At 36.4% G+C, this 17,867-nt stretch carries 19 protein-coding genes; 11 read left to right on the top strand and 8 right to left on the bottom strand.

The window, feature by feature from the left end:
* Nucleotides 1–74: 74 nt before the first annotated feature.
* The 9 genes from ACFQO1_RS01880 to ACFQO1_RS01840 all read left to right on the top strand — a co-directional run bounded on the left by ACFQO1_RS01880 (nt 75) and on the right by ACFQO1_RS01840 (nt 8,002).
* On the top strand, nt 75–713 hold the full coding sequence (locus ACFQO1_RS01880; RefSeq protein ID WP_380216151.1) for a 4'-phosphopantetheinyl transferase superfamily protein: 639 nt from the start codon (nt 75–77) through the stop codon (nt 711–713).
* Between the two features lies 1 nt (nt 714).
* Nucleotides 715–1,407 carry a phosphoglycerol geranylgeranyltransferase gene (locus ACFQO1_RS01875; RefSeq protein ID WP_380216149.1) on the top strand — a complete coding sequence of 231 codons (693 nt, stop codon included), beginning with the start codon at nt 715–717 and terminating at the stop codon, nt 1,405–1,407.
* Between the two features lie 67 nt (nt 1,408–1,474).
* Entirely contained in the window at nt 1,475–1,735 is a 261-nt protein-coding gene (locus ACFQO1_RS01870) for a thiamine-binding protein (protein WP_380216148.1), read from the top strand.
* Nucleotides 1,719–2,351, top strand: a complete 633-nt coding sequence (pnuC, locus tag ACFQO1_RS01865; protein WP_380216147.1) for a nicotinamide riboside transporter PnuC — start codon at nt 1,719–1,721, stop codon at nt 2,349–2,351. Before ACFQO1_RS01870 ends, pnuC begins: the two co-directional genes overlap by 17 nt.
* Nucleotides 2,312–2,875: an AAA family ATPase gene (locus tag ACFQO1_RS01860; protein WP_380216142.1), complete on the top strand. Its 564-nt coding sequence runs from the start codon at nt 2,312–2,314 to the stop codon at nt 2,873–2,875. Before pnuC ends, ACFQO1_RS01860 begins: the two co-directional genes overlap by 40 nt.
* Nucleotide 2,876: 1 nt before the next feature.
* The gene (locus ACFQO1_RS01855; RefSeq protein WP_380216137.1) at nt 2,877–4,406 is read left to right on the top strand and encodes a DUF4301 family protein; all 1,530 of its coding nucleotides are present in this window, start codon (nt 2,877–2,879) and stop codon (nt 4,404–4,406) included.
* On the top strand, nt 4,406–4,810 hold the full coding sequence (arfB, locus tag ACFQO1_RS01850; RefSeq protein WP_380216135.1) for an alternative ribosome rescue aminoacyl-tRNA hydrolase ArfB: 405 nt from the start codon (nt 4,406–4,408) through the stop codon (nt 4,808–4,810). Before ACFQO1_RS01855 ends, arfB begins: the two co-directional genes overlap by 1 nt.
* A 290-nt stretch (nt 4,811–5,100) precedes the next feature.
* On the top strand, nt 5,101–7,278 hold the full coding sequence (locus ACFQO1_RS01845; RefSeq protein WP_380216133.1) for a TonB-dependent receptor: 2,178 nt from the start codon (nt 5,101–5,103) through the stop codon (nt 7,276–7,278).
* Between the two features lie 55 nt (nt 7,279–7,333).
* Nucleotides 7,334–8,002 carry a transglutaminase domain-containing protein gene (locus tag ACFQO1_RS01840; RefSeq protein WP_380216131.1) on the top strand — a complete coding sequence of 223 codons (669 nt, stop codon included), beginning with the start codon at nt 7,334–7,336 and terminating at the stop codon, nt 8,000–8,002.
* A 59-nt stretch (nt 8,003–8,061) separates the two neighbouring features.
* On the opposite strand, the gene rpmA is transcribed toward ACFQO1_RS01840, so the two are convergent.
* From rpmA to ACFQO1_RS01825, 3 genes are all read right to left on the bottom strand, one after another.
* Nucleotides 8,062–8,325 carry a 50S ribosomal protein L27 gene (rpmA, locus tag ACFQO1_RS01835; protein ID WP_380216129.1) on the bottom strand — a complete coding sequence of 88 codons (264 nt, stop codon included), beginning with the start codon at nt 8,323–8,325 and terminating at the stop codon, nt 8,062–8,064.
* A gap of 59 nt (nt 8,326–8,384) precedes the next feature.
* Entirely contained in the window at nt 8,385–9,131 is a 747-nt protein-coding gene (gene rplU / locus ACFQO1_RS01830; RefSeq protein WP_380216127.1) for a 50S ribosomal protein L21, read from the bottom strand.
* Nucleotides 9,132–9,237: 106 nt separating this feature from the next.
* Complete coding sequence (locus tag ACFQO1_RS01825; RefSeq protein WP_380216125.1) at nt 9,238–9,693, bottom strand: DUF4199 domain-containing protein; 456 nt, start codon at nt 9,691–9,693, stop codon at nt 9,238–9,240.
* A gap of 210 nt (nt 9,694–9,903) precedes the next feature.
* Between ACFQO1_RS01825 and ACFQO1_RS01820 the strand changes: the two genes are divergently transcribed.
* A complete protein-coding gene (locus tag ACFQO1_RS01820) occupies nt 9,904–11,235 on the top strand; it encodes a M16 family metallopeptidase (RefSeq protein ID WP_380216123.1) in 1,332 nt (443 codons plus the stop codon).
* Between the two features lie 20 nt (nt 11,236–11,255).
* Entirely contained in the window at nt 11,256–13,319 is a 2,064-nt protein-coding gene (locus tag ACFQO1_RS01815) for a M16 family metallopeptidase (RefSeq protein WP_380216121.1), read from the top strand.
* A 34-nt stretch (nt 13,320–13,353) separates the two neighbouring features.
* On the opposite strand, the gene ACFQO1_RS01810 is transcribed toward ACFQO1_RS01815, so the two are convergent.
* From ACFQO1_RS01810 to ACFQO1_RS01790, 5 genes are read right to left on the bottom strand one after another with little or no spacing between them, the layout of a single operon-like run.
* Nucleotides 13,354–14,247, bottom strand: coding sequence for a DMT family transporter (locus ACFQO1_RS01810; RefSeq protein WP_380216119.1), 894 nt, complete (start codon nt 14,245–14,247; stop codon nt 13,354–13,356).
* A gap of 44 nt (nt 14,248–14,291) precedes the next feature.
* Nucleotides 14,292–15,512, bottom strand: a complete 1,221-nt coding sequence (locus ACFQO1_RS01805) for a carboxypeptidase-like regulatory domain-containing protein (protein WP_380216117.1) — start codon at nt 15,510–15,512, stop codon at nt 14,292–14,294.
* 1 nt (nt 15,513) lies between these two features.
* Nucleotides 15,514–16,074 carry a gliding motility lipoprotein GldD gene (gldD, locus tag ACFQO1_RS01800; protein WP_380216115.1) on the bottom strand — a complete coding sequence of 187 codons (561 nt, stop codon included), beginning with the start codon at nt 16,072–16,074 and terminating at the stop codon, nt 15,514–15,516.
* A 1-nt stretch (nt 16,075) separates the two neighbouring features.
* Nucleotides 16,076–17,383, bottom strand: a complete 1,308-nt coding sequence (locus tag ACFQO1_RS01795) for a gliding motility-associated protein GldE (protein ID WP_380216113.1) — start codon at nt 17,381–17,383, stop codon at nt 16,076–16,078.
* Nucleotides 17,384–17,403: 20 nt separating this feature from the next.
* Entirely contained in the window at nt 17,404–17,850 is a 447-nt protein-coding gene (locus ACFQO1_RS01790; protein WP_380216111.1) for a single-stranded DNA-binding protein, read from the bottom strand.
* Between the last annotated feature and the right edge of the window lie 17 nt (nt 17,851–17,867).

The following is a 17,867-nucleotide window of genomic DNA, read 5'->3' as shown; positions in this document are numbered from 1 at the left end:
TACTTATTTTTATTTCTGAAAGGAGTAATCTCTTTTTTCAGACCGCAAAAATACGGAATACACTTTTAAAAACAATGCCACTTTACAAAACTATAACAGTAAGTAATAAGACTAAAGTCCTGATTTGGAAGATTGAAGAATCATTTGATGAACTTCATAAAGATATTTCATTAACAAAGCATTGTAGTGAACGAGTAAATAGAATGAAAAGCGACCTACACCGTCGCGGATTTTTAAGCATTAGACATTTACTAGCAAATGAAGGGTATACCGATTTTGACCTTTACTACGATGAGAACGGAAAACCTCATCTAAATGACAGTAAACACATTAGCATTACACATTCATTTAATTTTTCGGCCATCATTATCAGTGAAGAAGAAATAGGAATAGACATCGAGATGCAGCGCCATAAAATTCTTAAGATTGCTCATAAGTTTACTCCAATTGAGGAGTACAGAACTTTAGCAAACGATGATGCGATCATGCGAAAGCTTACCATGGTTTGGTGCGCGAAAGAAAGTCTATATAAAAGTTTTGCCACCCCTGGTATTAGTTTTTTACAACATATTTATGTCGAAGATTTTAGACTTGACCATTTAGAAACTACCGCAACGATTTCTTTTGAAGAACGAGAAGTAAGTTATAAGGTATGGTTTCAGGAGTTCGAGGAATTTACCATGGCGTATGCAATTACTTCTGAAGTTTTATAGGATGCATGTATATTACACACAACTTATTAAAATGCTTTCAGAAAATAGAAAAGCGTTAGCCATTCTTATAGATCCTGAAAAATTTATACCTACAAAAAGTGAATCCTTTTTAAAGAGTATCCCAAAAGACACAACACATTTGTTTGTGGGAGGAAGCACAGTACCCAAAGATCAAACAGAAGCTACCGTTACTGCTTTAAAAAATTACACCACTCTTCCTATTTTTATATTTCCTGGTGATTACACCCAAATTACTGAAACTGCAGATGGCTTATTATTTCTTTCGCTACTTTCTGGTAGAAATCCGGAGTACTTGATAGGACAACAAATAAAAGGTGCTTCTAAGCTAAAAGATTCGGCATTAGAAATTATTCCTACTGGATATATCTTAATAGAGGGTGGAAATGATTCGGCTGTTGCAAAAGTTAGCGGCACCAATCCAATGCCTCAGAATGCGATAGAAGCTATTGTCAATACAGCATTAGCAGGACAATTGTTGGGCGCTAAACTTATCTACCTCGAAGCAGGAAGCGGAGCAAAAAGATACGTGAGTCCTGCCATTGTTTCCGAAGTAAAAAAAACACTTAGAATTCCTCTTATCGTAGGCGGCGGAATTAAAACGGAAGCCCAAAAGCAAGAAATTTATAATGCAGGAGCAGACATGATTGTAATGGGTACAGCCTTTGAACAATAATTTAAATACCAATAAACCAAATCTCCAATTTCAAACAAGTACTTTTGTATATTAAATCTGAATCTTTGTGAAAATCTCTGTCGAACTTACATTAACTCCACTGCAGGATGACTACGAACCTGCTATTATCAACCTTATAAAATCTTTACGCACCTCTGGACTCACCATCCTTGAAAATCCGTTGAGCACACAGGTGTTTGGCGACTATGACAAGGTCATGGAAATTCTTACTAAGGAATTAAAATCTGCATTAGAAGCCATTGAAAGAGGAGTGCTTTATATAAAAATTGTAAAATCTGACAGAAGCAATTATGAGCCCCATTTTTGAATATCTGTTTGAGCAATACAGTGCATATCAAACTGACCAAATCATACTAGAGGCAATTGCGGTCTCTTTTGGATTGGCCTCTGCATTGTTTTCATGGCGTAACAGTGTTTGGGTGTATCCAACAGGTATCATAAGCACCTCTATATTTGTATACTTACTATGGCAATGGGGCTTGCTGGGCGATTTAATTATCCAAGGGTATTATTTTATAATGAGTATCTATGGCTGGTATATCTGGACACGAAAAGTTTCGCCAGACAAAAACACTCCCATTACTCTTGCAACAGCCAACGATCATAAAACTGCTTTATTAATCAGTGCTGCTTCATTAATTGGGGTGTTTTTAGTATATACATTATTTGACAAATGGAATAGCTGGACAGCGTATGTCGATACGCTAACAACAGCACTCTTTTTTGCAGGAATGTGGATGCTTGCTAAGAGAAAAGCTGCCAATTGGCTTTATCTCTTAGCTGGTAATATTATAAGCGTCCCCTTATATTTTTACAAAGGATACACGTTGAGCAGTTTATTGTATCTTATATTTATAGTTATTTCAATTTTAGGATATCGTACATGGATGAAACACTTAAACAGCGACCAAGTGATTGCTTAAAAATTGTACTTTTTGGCCCTGAGTCCACGGGAAAAACAACACTTGCAAAGCAATTGGCTACTCATTATAATACGCTTTGGGTTCCAGAGTATATGCGAGAATACCTTCAGGAAAAATGGGATTCTAAAAAAGAAGTTTGTACCCTAGAAGATTTAGTGCCTATTGCAAAAGGACAAATGGCTTCGGAAAACGCTTCCGCAGAAAAAGCTACCCAACTTCTCTTTTGTGACACTAACTTATTAGAATTAAAAGTCTATTCTCATTATTATTTTGATGGTTTTTGCCCTGCAGAAATAATAAAAGCCTCACAAAAAAACACCTACACATTTTATTTTTTAACCAATATTGATGTTCCTTGGCAACAAGATGATTTGCGAGACAGACCCTATGATAGGTCCTCACTATTACGTATTTTTGAAAACGAATTACAAACTAACAATCTTCCCTTCAAAAAACTATCGGGCACAAAAAAAATTCGATTAGAAACGGCTATTGCTCATATAGATACCTTACTTACCAACTAATATGCTTACAGAAAAAGATATAAACCAAATTAAAAATCACGGAGTAACTATAGATAAGGTCGTTAAGCAATTGGAGGTTTTTCAAAGAGGGATTCCCCCTTTGGAAGTTATTACAGCAGCCACAGTAGGAAATGGCATTGAAGTAATTCCTTCAGAAACTGAAGATAAACTTTTAGCTTTTTACGACGAACATAAAACTAAACTTGAAATTATAAAGTTTGTTCCTGCCTCTGGCGCAGCCTCACGAATGTTTAGCTTTTTACACGAGTTTTTACAGACTTTTGATCCCGAAGAAGAAACGTTGAACAGTTATCTCAAAGAAGGTGACAAATCTCAACTCAAAATATTTTGCAATGCTCTAAAAGACTTTGCTTTTGTAAATGATGTTCGAAGAAAGATTCGGGAAATACATCCCAATTATAAAACAAATAAGAAGGGTGTTAGACTCAAAATGTTTGTGGAAACGATGCTGGAAGAGCATGGACTAAATTATAAAAATCTGCCCAAAGGGTTAATTCCCTTTCATAAGTATAAAAAATACTATACTACTGCCTTTGAAGAGCAATTGTATGAAGCTGCATTTTATGCTACAGCCAATGAAGATGCGTATTTGCATTTTACTTTTTCAGAAGAACACGTCCCTTATTTTAAAGAAGAATTTGAAGCGGTAAAAAATAGAGTCACGAAGAAAACAAAGACCAATTTTCACATTTCGTATTCCTTTCAGAAAAAAGAAACAGACACCATCGCCGTTTCAGAAAACAATACGCCTTTTAGGGATGCTCAAAACAATGTTGTTCTACGACCTTCGGGACACGGCGCATTGCTTGATAATTTAAACGATGTTGATGCCGATGTAATCTTTATTAAAAATATTGATAATGTAGTTGCTGAAAAATACGTGGAACCCACCATCCGTTACAAAAAAATATTGGCAGGTAAACTACTTTGGATTCAAAAAAAGGTGTTTAAATATCTCGACATTCTTGACGCTAAAGAGGTTTCTTCAGAAATGTTAGAAGAAATTAAGTCTTTTCTTTGGAATGAGTTAAACATTAAAAACATTTCTAAAGACAGAATACAATTACAATATATCTTAAAGCGACCTATACGGGTTTGTGGAGTGGTAAAGAATACTGGAGCTCCGGGTGGCGGTCCTTTTTGGGTCAAAGATGACTATGGAAACACCTCCTTACAAATCGTAGAAACCTCCCAGATTGATACTACTGACCTACGACAAAAAAATATTATTAGCGAAGCCACACATTTCAACCCAGTAGATCTGGTTTGCGGGGTGAGGGATCGTCATGGAAAAAAATATGATCTTAATAAGTTTAGTGATCCTGAAGCGGGATTTATTGCTCATAAATCTGAAGATGGGAAACCTCTCAAAGCACTAGAGCTCCCAGGTCTTTGGAACGGTGCTATGGCAAAATGGAACACAGCTTTGGTACAAGTGCCTTTACAAACATTTAATCCTGTTAAAACCGTAAATGACCTGCTTGAATTAGAACACAGACCTAACGAATAATGAAGGAAGAGATAATTATTAAAGAGCTTCAGTTTAAGGCAGTGCGTAGCAGTGGTGCAGGTGGGCAACATGTCAATAAAACATCCTCAAAAGTAGAAGTGAGTTTCCCTATTTTTTCTTCGGAAGGGCTTTCAGAAGCAGAAAAAGAAAGACTTAAAGCGAGAATCCCCAACCGCATTTCTTCGGAAGGAATTCTTACATTGCAATGCAGTGAATCCAGAAGTCAGCACCGCAATAAAGCAATTGGCATCCAACGTATGCTCGAATTACTGAAGCAACACCTCAAAGTTGCCAAAAAGAGAAAAAAATCAAAACCTTCCCGATCTGCCATCGAAAAACGTATTAAAGCCAAAAAGAACAATGCCTTAAAAAAAGCGTACAGAAAACCACCCAAACTAGAGTAAAATTCTATCTTTGCATCACATCTCAAAGGGGTGCTCGATCGATTGACGATATAGATTGACGATTGGCGATTTTAGAACTAAAACCTAGTTCTGACGTCTGAAATCTGAAATCTGAAATCTGAAATCCTTTTGGCTGAGATTATACCCATAGAACCTGGAACAGGTAATGCTGTTTAGGAAAAATTAAAGCAATAAGTCATGCTGAGTCTGTCGAAGCATCTCTAGTTTGCCATTTTCAATTTTAACAACCAGAATAACGCCCCTTTTATTCGTCATAAACATATGTACGAATGAAGCGTATTATTTTACCTATTGCAATTAGTTTAGTGTACCTAAATGTTTCAGCACAAGAAAAAGTGCAGGACACTACAAAAACCGAAAAACTAGAGGAGGTTTTTATAAAATCGGTTCGCGTTGAAGCAGACTCCCCAATTACCCACTCCAACCTTTCCAAAGAGCAACTCGAAAAAAGAAACCTGGGGCAGGACATTCCATATATGCTTAACTATCTGCCATCTGTTGTTACCACAAGTGATGCGGGTGCGGGTGTTGGCTATACCTACATACGGGTACGGGGAAGTGACGCTTCAAGAGTAAATGTCACCTTAAATGGAATTCCGTTTAATGATGCTGAAAGTCAAGGAACCTTTTTTGTCAATCTTCCCGACTTTACTTCTTCGGTAGAAAGTTTACAGTTGCAACGAGGGGTTGGAACTTCCACGAATGGCTCTGGTGCTTTTGGAGCGAGTTTAAATCTCTTGACCGATGGTGTTTCTGAAGAAGCGTACGGACAAATCGCTAATTCATTTGGATCGTATAATACCAGAAGGCATAATGTAAAATTTTCTACAGGATTGCTGCAAGATAAGATTGAAGTTGCAGGAAGGTTGTCTACAATTCAGTCTGATGGATACATCGACAGAGCGACTTCCGATTTGAAGTCCTATTACCTTCAGGGAGCCTATGTCGAAAGAAATACACTTATAAAATTCATCACGTTTGGAGGGCGAGAAGAAACCTATCAGGCGTATTTTGGAATTGATGCCGAAACTTTAGCAACCGACCGAACGTTTAATCCAGCAGGACAATTTACAGATGACGATGGCAACATTCAGTTTTATGACAATGAAGTAGATAACTATGCTCAGGATCATTATCAGTTATTATGGAACCAAAAATTCAACAACAATTGGAGCTCAAATATCTCCCTTAATTATACCTACGGAAGAGGTTATTTTGAACAATTTAAAGAAGATGAAGACTTTGAAACCTATGGCGAAGACCCCATTGTCATTGATGGAGAAACTATTTCTGAAACCGATTTAATTCGAAGAAGATGGCTCGACAATGATTTTTATGCCGTTAATGGAAACATCAATTTCAAAGACAATAGTTGGGATATTTCTTCGGGGGTGTTTTTCAGTTCGTATAAAGGAGACCATTTTGGCGAGATCTTGTATACCGAATTTCCAATTGGTTTCGATTATAAAGATCGCTACTATTTTGGAACCGGAGATAAAAGTGAAGTTTCAGTATTTGGGAAAGCAACCTATCGCTTCAATGAACAATGGAGTTTCTTTGGTGACCTGCAAGGACGCTTTGTCAATTACGAGACTGCCGGAACAACTTCAGATCTTATTACGCTGAATGAAGATGAAACTTATTCGTTTTTTAATCCGAAGGCAGGTGCGTCATTTCAATTAAATGATGCAAATCAATTCTACGCTTCCTACGGAAGAGCCCACAGAGAACCGCGCCGAAGTGATTTTGAGCAAGGGATTTTTAAGGCTGAAAAGCTGGATGATTTTGAACTAGGTTGGCGCTATGCTTCAGAAAATATACAGCTAAATACCAATGGCTTTTACATGGATTATACCGACCAATTGGTACTAACCGGAGCGATTGACGATGTAGGAGCTCCCATACGTGCTACCAGCGGAAGTAGTTACCGACTGGGCCTTGAAGTAGATGCCAGTATTACACTTTCAGAAAAAATAACAGTACGACCCAACATTGCGTTAAGTAGTAATAAAAACAGAGATTTCTTTTTTCAACGTGATGGCGTGTTGACCAATTTAGGAAATACAAATATTTCCTACTCGCCAGAAATTGTGGCTGGAAACATTTTAGAGTATAGACCCCTTCCTAATTTACAATTGGCTTTGTTATCAAAGTATGTAGGGGAGCAATTTTTGGGAAATATAGATGCTGAAAGTTCAAAACTTGAAGATTATTTTATCAATGACTTTAATGTGTTTTATGAAGTAAGAAAAATTCCGTTTGTAGATTCAATTATTTTTACTGCCTTGGTCAATAATATTTTTAATGTAGAATATGTTTCTAACGGGTATTTCTTCACATTTGATGATGATTTTTCTACTCCTGGAACAGTGACAACCATTGAAGGCGCAGGCTATTACCCGCAGGCTACTACTAACTTTTTAGTAGGAGCCACTGTGAAGTTTTAACACACGCTTACAAATAAATTAAAAAGAAACACGTTTCTATTTCAAGTCCTACTTAATGCGAAACGTGTTTTTTTATGTGTTGTTATTGTTCGGTTTATCTGCGTACAGTCAGATAGGCGATGTTATTTCTTCTAGGCGAATCGCTTCGGAAAGAACTACGGTTCGCACAACGTCTAGTACAATAGATTTGAAAAAAACAATTCAACGATTGGCGTTTCAGATCACTAAAAATTCTCCAACTGAAGCTAAAAAAGCAGAAGCTATATTTTATTGGATTGCTTCCAATATTGAATACGACACAGCCCTTCGATTGGATAGAACATTACAGCAAGAGATTTATACTTCCGAAGAAAAAATCATTCAGAATGTATTAAAAAGAAAAAAAGCGTTGTGTGGGGGGTATGCTTTTTTATTTCAAGCACTTTGCCAAGAGGTGGGAATCAAAGCTGAAGTCATTCATGGGTATTCAAAAAAATACGTTCGGACTTCTAAAAATCGAAAAGTAGACCATACATGGAATGCTGTTAAGATCGATGGTCGTTGGCAATTGTTAGATATCACGATGGCTAGAAGTCAGTCACGAACAGGATTTCCAGATCTGTTCTGGTTTGGCACCCCGCCTTTAGACTTCATAAAGTCACATTATCCTTTAGCTATAAAATGGGCATTGGTTTCTCGTCCTATTTCTTTTGAGGAATTTAATCAAACTACCACACCTCCATGAATCAAAAAATCCTTACTCAATTAAGAATAAGGATTTTTTTGTTAGGTGGTATAAATCTATTAAGCTTCTGCGTTTGGCACAATGCTTACATATGATTTATTATCTCTCTTTTTTGTGAATTTAACAACACCATCTACTTTAGCGTGAAGTGTATGGTCTTTACCACCATATACATTTTCACCTGGATTGTGTGTATATCCTCTTTGTCTTACAATGATATTTCCTGCGGTAGCAGCTTGTCCACCAAAAATCTTAACACCAAGGCGTTTCGATTCTGATTCTCTACCGTTTTTAGAACTACCAACTCCTTTTTTATGAGCCATCTTGTTTCGATTTTAAAGTCCCTTACTAATTTGGGATATAAGTTATACAATAACGGAATTTATTTTCTTCCGCCGTCTAGTTTATCTTGTAATTCTTGAAGCTCATCCCACTTTCCATCTGCAGCTAATTTAGCTTGCTCTGGCCAAGTGTTAGCTACTAAATGTGCTAGTCTTGAACTTGCATCAGCTAATATCTTTTCGATATCTGCTGGTTTTGCTTTTGCTACTTTTGCAAAAGTATCTAATCCTGCTGCAACCATTGCTTCCATAGCTTTTGGTCCAACCCCTTCAATCTTTTTTAGATCGTCTGCTTTACCAGATGCTTTTTTAGCTGCTGGCTTTGCTTTAGCTGGTGTTTTTGCTTCAGCTTTTGTAGCTGCCTTTTTTGCAGGCTTTGCTGCTTTGGCTGGTGCTTTTGCTTCAGCTTTAGGAGCTTCCTTTTTTGCAGGAGCTGCTTTTTTCTTAGGCTCCTCTTTCTTAGCTTTTTTAGCTCCAGAAGATGCAATGCTTTCAATTACGATTTCAGAAAGAGCTTGTCTGTGACCATTTTTCTTCTGGTACCCTTTTCTTCTTTTCTTTTTGAAAACAATAACTTTGTCACCTTTAAGGTGTCTTAGGACTTTTGCTCCAATAAGAGCGCCGTCTATAGCCGGGGCGCCAATGGTAATATTGTCTCCGTCACCTACTAAAAGAACGCTGTCGAATTCGACTTTATCACCTTCTTCTGAAGCTAAACGATTGACAAAAACCCTCTGGTCTTTTGCAACTTTAAATTGCTGCCCTGCTATCTCTACAATTGCGTACATAGCGTAACGTTTAATTAAATTAGTTATATTATAAAACCCGCTTCATTTTAAAGCGGGTGCAAATATAATTTTAAATATCTTATTAACAAAGCATTCGTATATTAATTTATAGTTCGTGTTTTTTACCTTCAGGAGTATTCCAAGATTCTTTTAATAATTGCATAAACGCCAAGGTAAGTACTAAGGTTGTAGAGAACCCCATTAATACCAATGATGCTAATATCATAGCCGTTCCACTCTCATAATTTAATTTCCACGAATCAATAATACTTTGTGAAAATTCAGAATCAATCTGATACATATAAACAGCCATAAAAACAGTAAATAAAATTGTAGCGATACCCCCCGTAAACAAACCTACCTGAAATCCCTTTTGATATTTGAACTTACGGTGATGATCTTTATATTTTTTCATAGCCATTAATATTCCTGCCCCAAAAATAACTCCGTTTAGCGCACTAAAAACAGGGTAATGATGTAATCCAACAAGTTTAGATAGTAAAAAATAAGCGATAAGGACTACAGTAATAACAATTCCGTAGCGTATATAAACTTTAGACATGATTATGATAGTTTTGGTTGAAGTAGAAAATTACAAAATAAACGTATAATCCCGTCCAAATAGTTTGTTAACTTTTAGACGTGCCAAACGTTATAGCTATATTAAACTGCTCCTTTTATTTAAATATCATAAATTTTTTCTTTATAATGAGCTTACATATGTAACAATTTATGGTATTGACATACTAACACGAAAATCAAATAACACTCCATGAAAAAAATAATTGTAAGCATCGCACTTGGATGCCTGTTAACTGCTGGGATGCATGCCCAGAAAGTAGAATTTAAAGAATTTGACCTTGACAATGGTCTTCACGTAATTATGCATCAAGATAATTCTGCTCCTCTTGTAACTGTAGGAGTTATGTATGATGTTGGCGGAAAAGACCTAGGAGGAAATCAGGAAGATGGAAATCGCACTGGATTTGCTCACTTTTTTGAACACTTACTATTTGAAGGTACTAAAAATATTGAAAGAGGTAGCTGGTTTGAACTAGTTAGTTCTAACGGCGGAGCCAATAATGCGAATACTTCTTTAGACAGAACCTATTATTATGAAGTTTTCCCTTCAAATAACCTTGAACTGGCATTATGGATGGAATCTGAAAGAATGCTACATCCAGTTATCGACCAAAAAGGAGTGGATACCCAAAATGAGGTTGTAAAAGAAGAAAAACGCCTTCGTTATGACAATCAGCCATACGGACAATTACTCTTTGCAGTAAGTGAAAACCTTTTTGAAAAACACCCTTACAAATACAAAAATGTAGGGGAAATGGAAGATCTTGATGCTGCTACACTAGACGAGTTCAACGCTTATTTTGACAAATGGTATATACCAAACAATGCAGTACTAGTTATTACAGGAGATATCGATGAGTCTAAAACAAAGGATCTCGTTGAAAAGTATTTCTCTGGAATTCCAAAAGGTGAAAAGCCTACTAGAAATTTTATGCAGGAAGATCCTATTACCGAGCAAATCAATGCTACATTCTATGATCCAAATATTCAAATTCCAGCTGTAATTGCAGCCTATAGAACTCCAGGACATGGAGAACGCGATGCCTACGTACTAGATATGGTTTCAACCTATCTAAGTGGCGGTAAAAGTTCTGTATTATACAAGAAATTAGTCGACAATCAACAACAAGCATTGGCGGTACAGGCAGTAAATTTAAGTCAGAGAGATTACGGAACCTATGCGCTTTTTGGTATTCCGTTAGGCGATACAACTACAGAAACATTGATCACAGAAATTGATGAAGAGATCAAAAAAATGCAAACAGAATTAATTTCAGAAAGAGATTTTCAGAAACTTCAAAATACGTTTGAAAACAACTTTGTAAACTCTAACTCAGGGATGCAGGGCATTGCCAGCTCATTAGCTACTTACTATATGTTATATGAAGATGTAGATCTAATTAACAAAGAAATTGACATCTACAGATCTATTACACGAGAAGAAATTCGCGATGCAGTTAAGAAATACCTTAACCCTAACCAACGCGTTTTATTAAATTATCTTCCTGAAAGCACTAAATAATAATTTTGAAAACTCTTACAATGAAAAAATATATAAGTTTAGCAGTAGCATTTATTTTTTGTGCTACTTCAGTAATCGCACAAGTCGATCGAAGCATTCAGCCTAAAGCTGGACCTGCTCCCACCATAAATTTAACTTCCCCCAACACATTTGAAGCTAAAAACGGCATGAAAGTGATGGTGGTAGAAAATGATAAATTGCCACGTGTTCGTGTCCAATTAGTTTTAGATAATCCTCTGCATGCTTCAGGAAAAAAAGCAGGTGTAGAAGCAATTTTCTCAGATATGATGGGAAATGGAACTACCACTATTTCAAAAGATGCGTTCAATGAAGAGGTTGACTTTTTAGGAGCTACGCTGTTCTTTGGATCTGAAAGCGCTTTTGCTAGTTCACTTTCAAAGTATTTTCCAAGAATAATGGAATTAATGGCAGATGCAGTTAAAAACCCATTACTAACACAAGAAGAGTTTGAGAAATCTAAAACAAGAATGTTAGAAAATCTCAAAAATCAAGAAAAGGATGTTTCAGCAATTGCTAGTCAAATGGGAAGTGCTTTATTATATGGTAAAAATCACCCTAAAGGTGAATTTATGACTACCGAAAGTATTAGCGCTTTAACACTTGCAGATGTAAAAGAATTTTACAATTCTTATTTCTCTCCAGAAAATGCATACTTAGTAATTGTGGGTGATGTAAAGACTAAAGACGCAAAAAAAGTAGTAAATAACTATTTTGCTAATTGGAATACAAAATTAGCTCCAAAACAAACTATTGCACCTGTTACAGATGTAACCGTTACAGAGATCAATTTCATCAATATGCCTAATGCGGTTCAGTCTGAAATTATTGCTCAAAATGTAGTAAATCTTAAAATGAGTGATCCAGACTATCATGCGGTACTTTTGGCTAACGACATCTTAGGTGGCGGAGGTGAAGGAAATTTATTCTTAAATCTTCGAGAAGACAAAGGCTGGACCTATGGTTCATATTCTGGAATTGGAGCTGGCAAAGATGTATCTCGTTTTTCTGCTACAGCAAGTGTACGTAATGAAGTTACAGATAGTAGTGTGGTTGAAATGATCAAAGAGATCAAAATGATGAGCACAAAACCAGTAGATGCTAAGAGACTTGAGAACGCAAAAGCAAAATACAATGGACGTTTTATTTTGGCGTTAGAGAGTCCCCAGACTATTGCAAATTACGCGCTGAATATTGAAACAGAAGATCTTGACGAAGACTTTTATAAAAACTATCTAAAGAAAATCAATGCGGTAACCCCTGCAGACATCCAACGAGTCGCAAAGAAATATTTTAAAGCAGACAATCTACGTGTTGTAGTCGTTGGCAAAGGAGCAGAGGTGCTAGAGCCCTTAAAAACTGTAAAAGACCCTTCAGGAAAAGTGATTCCGGTAAAGTACTTTGACAAATACGGAAATCCAACGAAAGAGCCTGAATTCAGTAAGCCAATTCCAGTTGGGGTAACAGCAGAAACTGTATTAGCAGACTATATCAAAGCAATTGGTGGTGAGGAAGCAGCTAAAAATGTTAATTCTATCATGATGGAAGCTGCTGCTTCAATGCAGGGTATGCAACTAAACATGAACTCAAAAGTAACCAACAAAGGACAAAGTAAAGTTGTTGTTTCACTTGGCGGAAATCCAATGCAGACTATATTGTTTAATAATGGTACAGGTTACATGGTCGTACAAGGTCAAAGAATGGATAATGACGATACCATGAACAAGCAAAACATGATGACCACAAAGCCTTTTATGGAACTAGATGCTACAGGGGCATTGGAAGCCATCGAAACTATAAACGGAACAGATGCTTACCGAATTAATTTTGGCGAAGGTGTAAAAGCATTTTACGACACCACAACTGGTCTAAAAATAAGAGAAGCTGTAGATGTCACTATGATGGGGCAATCAAGCACGTCAATCACAGACTATAGTAACTACCAAGAAGTAGCCGGAGTTAAAATTCCATATACAGTAACACGTTACTTAGGACCCCAAGCTTTAGACTTTACAGTCTCTAAAGTGGTTGTTAATGAAGGAGTTTCAGATGCTGATTTTGAATAATCGCTTCGGAACGTTTTAAACTGAAAATGCCGCTCTAATGAGTGGCATTTTTCTTTTTACGTTTGTTCGAAAGGTAGACTCCAAATACAATAAGTGAAGCAGCCAACACCTGAAATACTGTAAATGTTTCACCATCTAACACGCCCCACATCAAAGCTACAATAGGAATAGTATAGGTCACAGAAGTTGAAAATACAGGCGTACTTATCTGAACCAATTTATTGAATAGAATTTTGGCAATCCCTGTTCCCACAACTGCCAATATTGCAAGGTATCCTAAGGATTCTAAGATCAAGGGATCTGTTGTAAAGGGTTGCTGAAAGAATTCAGAAAAGAACAATACAATGAGTGCAGGTATAATAAGAACTACAAAATTTCCAACTGCGATCGCTATTGCTGGAATATTTTGAAGGTATCGTTTAATAATATTGACATTACAGGCGTAGCATACGGAAGCAATAAGTACAAATCCGCTGTACAAATAATTCTGATCTGGATTGACTTCTGCTCCCACCCAAATCAACAAAAAACTTCCAAGAAGACCTACTAAAACTCCTACTAACTGACGTCTGGAAAAACCAATACTAAAGACAAGCGCACCAAGTAACAAGGTTACTATTGGTGTCGTAGAGTTTAGGACTGAAGCAACTGCACTATCAATTTCAGTTTCAGCAAAAGCAAACAAAAATGCTGGAAAAAAAGTTCCTAAAAAAGCGGAGATCACAATCCATTTCCACTCGTTTCGCTTAATTTTTTTAAGAGAATTAAATCCAATAAGCAATAAAAATGCAGCAGCGAATAAGGTGCGAAGAGCTCCCAACTGGAGTGGCGTAAGCCCTATCAATGCCTTTTTTATAAGAATAAAGCTACTGCCCCATACCAATGACAGAATAGCAAGATAGATCCATTTTTTAGTAATAGCCTTCATAATGAAGGCGCAAAGGTGAGAAATAAATAGTTGGAATAAAAAAATTACTCTGTAGGCAAGCTATAATTAAGAGGAAGCGTTTCGGCTAGCTTTTCAAAAGCCCAGTATCCTTCACAAAATACGGATAAGGGGTCTAATAATGCTCCAGAAGAATCAAGAATTGCTTTGTCATTTAATAAGGTTATTGATGAGGTCTGAGGACCAGCAGTTCGTAGTTCTTTATTATACCCAGAATTTAGGTAACGAGCTTCTTCTTTTTCATTTAGATATACTATACTTAAATAGTCTTCAAATGTAAGAACAGCCATTCCATTTATCGTTGTGAGTATGGTATCGTAGGATACGTTAGTCGCATACATCATATCAAGAAATTTCGGCAGGCGAATCTTACGTGTAACTAGGACTGCAGAATCCGCTTTTGTAATAGGGTATGACACATCCTTTGTGAAATCGATTAGGTCACTGTGTTCTTTAATATAGGCTCTTGCTTGTTTAATTTCTGCTTCTGAAGGCCTTGCAGGATTAAGTACCCGTCTAAACTGGTTGACTATAAAACCCTCCTCTTGTAGAGTTTGGTCTTGTAATGCCTTAAAAAAATGAATCATGGAGCCATTATAAGCTTTTTGACGGGCTTTGTTCCATTTTTTCGTTTTAGATTTTCCTTTTTTGAGCTCTTCAAATTTTGTATATCCTTTGAAAAATACTTTTTCAGTTGAAAGAGAAAATGCAATCAGATCGTATGTAATAAGATATCCTAGAGCCTTATTTTCAATTTTAAGGGGCTTGCGTGTGTCTGCAGTGAGAATATTATTTTCAAAATCAAAACTAAAAAGTATGTCTTTTGGGTTCAGGATTTCACAATCCTGAGACAATTCACTTTGTCCTATGAATGCATATTTAAAGCGGTTGAGATTATAATACCAATCTTCGTCATAGTGTTGTTTTTTTATAACAACTTCATCTAGCATATTACTTTGAGGAAAAAGTTTAAAAATGAGTAACTTCTTACGATCGCTCTCATTAAGTGAATAAGCAATTGTTTCATACCCTATATAAGACACAATTAATTGTTGTGCCCCTTCAGGTTGGGTAATGGAGAATTCTCCTTTTTCATTTGTAACAACGCCTACAGAGGTGTTATTGAAATAAACAGAAGCACTTTCGAGAGGTTCTTCCTTTTCAGAAACTACTTTTCCCGAAATAGTAATTTGTCCAAAAATGTTTCCGAAGAAAAAAACAAAAAATACCGTTGTAAGAAATCGCATATTAGGGTTTCTTCCACTCCATCGTTTCCATCAACGTTCGCATGTCATTACGAATGTATTGTACCGCAGGAAAAATAGAATCAAAATTAGGCTTTGCATCAAAATAAAGTGAGCCTGTTACAAAGTGGGTAAGGCTGTCTGTAAGATAAAATTGTGATTGTGATGCCGCATCTCCGTTTATAAAGTAAAACATTCCGTAGGCATCGTTATCTGGGTTTACAAAAGGCTGCTCCGGGATGCTTTGGGCTTTGATATTATGACCGTACGCAAGTTTTTGAGCATCATATAATAGATCGTTGAGATTTGCGCTGTCGGTTACTTGCTGGTAGGTCAAAAATATAGTGGCATCCATCATTGGGTAATCAATACGCATATTACAGTTTGAATCTGTTTTTTTCTCTGTATTGTCATTTTTTAAAAATGAATACGGGCAATTGGTTTGGAGTCTACTATAGGTAGGTTGCGGATAGTCAAGTCGTAGTTTTGCACTAGGCTTTACAGTTACATCATTTCTACAAGAAACTAACAGCACACTAACTATAAGAAAAAATAAATATCGCATATTAAGAAGGAACGATAGAAAGTTTAATTTGTTTAATTCGTTTGTTCTCAAACGCCTCTATGGTAAACGTATAGTGTTCAAACTTTAGTATTTCGTCCTTTTTTGGAAATCCTTTTGAAATCTCTAAAAGAAACCCTGCCAAAGTTTCGGCTTCACCTTTAGCATCTTCAAAAACTTGAGTGTTTTCAAGTTTAATCACTTTATAAAAATCTTTTAAAGCTGTTTTCCCTTCAAACACATAATTATGATCATCTAATTTAGAAAAAATTAAATCTTCATCATCAAATTCGTCACTGATTTCACCAACAATTTCTTCGATAATATCTTCCAAGGAAATTAGTCCACTCGTCCCGCCATATTCATCAACCACAATCGCAAGGTGCATCTTCATATCTTTAAATTCGTTGAGAAGATCATCCAGTTTCTTATTTTCGGGAACAAAATAAGGCTCTCGTTTTAAGCTCTGCCACTCCAGGTTTTTCCTGTCTATGTAAGGCATCAAATCTTTCACATATAGAATCCCTGTGATGTTATCCATATTATCTTTAAATACAGGTATTCTTGAATAGCCATTTTTTACTATTTCAGGAATGATATCCCGATAAGCAGCATCTTCATTTAAAGCAAAAATATCCATTCGAGGCTTCATTACCTGTTTGGTATCTGTATTACCAAATGTTACTATTCCCTGTAAAATTTTTTGTTCTTCTAAGGTAGTTTCCTGTTCGTCTGTAAGCTCCAGCGCTTGTGATAGTTGATCTACACTTAAATTTGATTTTTGCTTCCCGAATTTTCGCTCCATGTACAGTGTTATAGAACGCATAGGATTGCTTAACGGACTAAACAATGTATTGAGCACATTAAGTGGGTAAGCCATAAAAAACGCAAATGACATGTTGTTTCTACTAGCATAAATTTTTGGTAAAATTTCACCAAAAAGCAAGATAAAAAAGGTTACCACCACTACTTCTATGACGAAGCGTATTTGTGAATTGGTTATACCATCAAAAAATAAATTGCTGAGAGATGCAAAAAGCAACACAATGGCAATGTTGATAAGATTATTCGCAACCAAAATGGTTGCAAGCAGCTTTTTAGGTTTCTTAAGTAGTTTTTTTACTACGTCCAGCTTACGATTTGCTTCGTTTTCAGGATCTTCAATATCTGTTGCAGACAAAGAAAAGAACGCGTTTTCTGCTCCAGAAATTAAAGCAGAACAGCCCAGTAAAATAACTGTAATCACTATACTGGTGATGTCTGCAGTAGTGATAAGCGAAATAAAAAGGGAACTAGGAGGTTCTATATCCAATGGGTTGCTATTAATTACTACTAGAATGGTAAATCATCATTCTCTTCAGTTGGCTGTTGCACATGCTGTTGCTGAGCAGGTTTTTGAAGGGATTGCGTTTCTGAAGAAGACTGCATATCTCCTCCTTCATTTTTTGGTGTTAAAAATGTAAAGTCTGTACACTGTATTTCTGTGCTGTAGCGATCATTCCCCTGGTCATCCTGCCATTTTCGGTTTTTAATACGTCCTTCAATATATACTTTATCTCCTTTTTTTAGGTATTTTTCACAGATTTCGGCTCCTTTATTTCGCACAACTATCGTGTGCCATTCTGTATTTACAACACGCTCACCCGTCGTCCTGTTTGTATAGGACTCATTGGTTGCTAAAGGAAATCTCCCTATACTCCCACCCCCTTCAAAATAGTGCATTTTAACGTCGTCTCCCGTATGCCCAATTAGCATTACCTTATTTAATGTCCCGCTCATTTTTCTTTAAAATTTAT

The sequence above is a fragment of the Jejudonia soesokkakensis genome, assembly GCF_042664795.1.
Classification (GTDB): domain Bacteria; phylum Bacteroidota; class Bacteroidia; order Flavobacteriales; family Flavobacteriaceae; genus Jejudonia; species Jejudonia soesokkakensis.
Note: the sequence above shows the minus strand (reverse complement) of the source record. Positions and strands in the feature narration are given on the sequence as shown.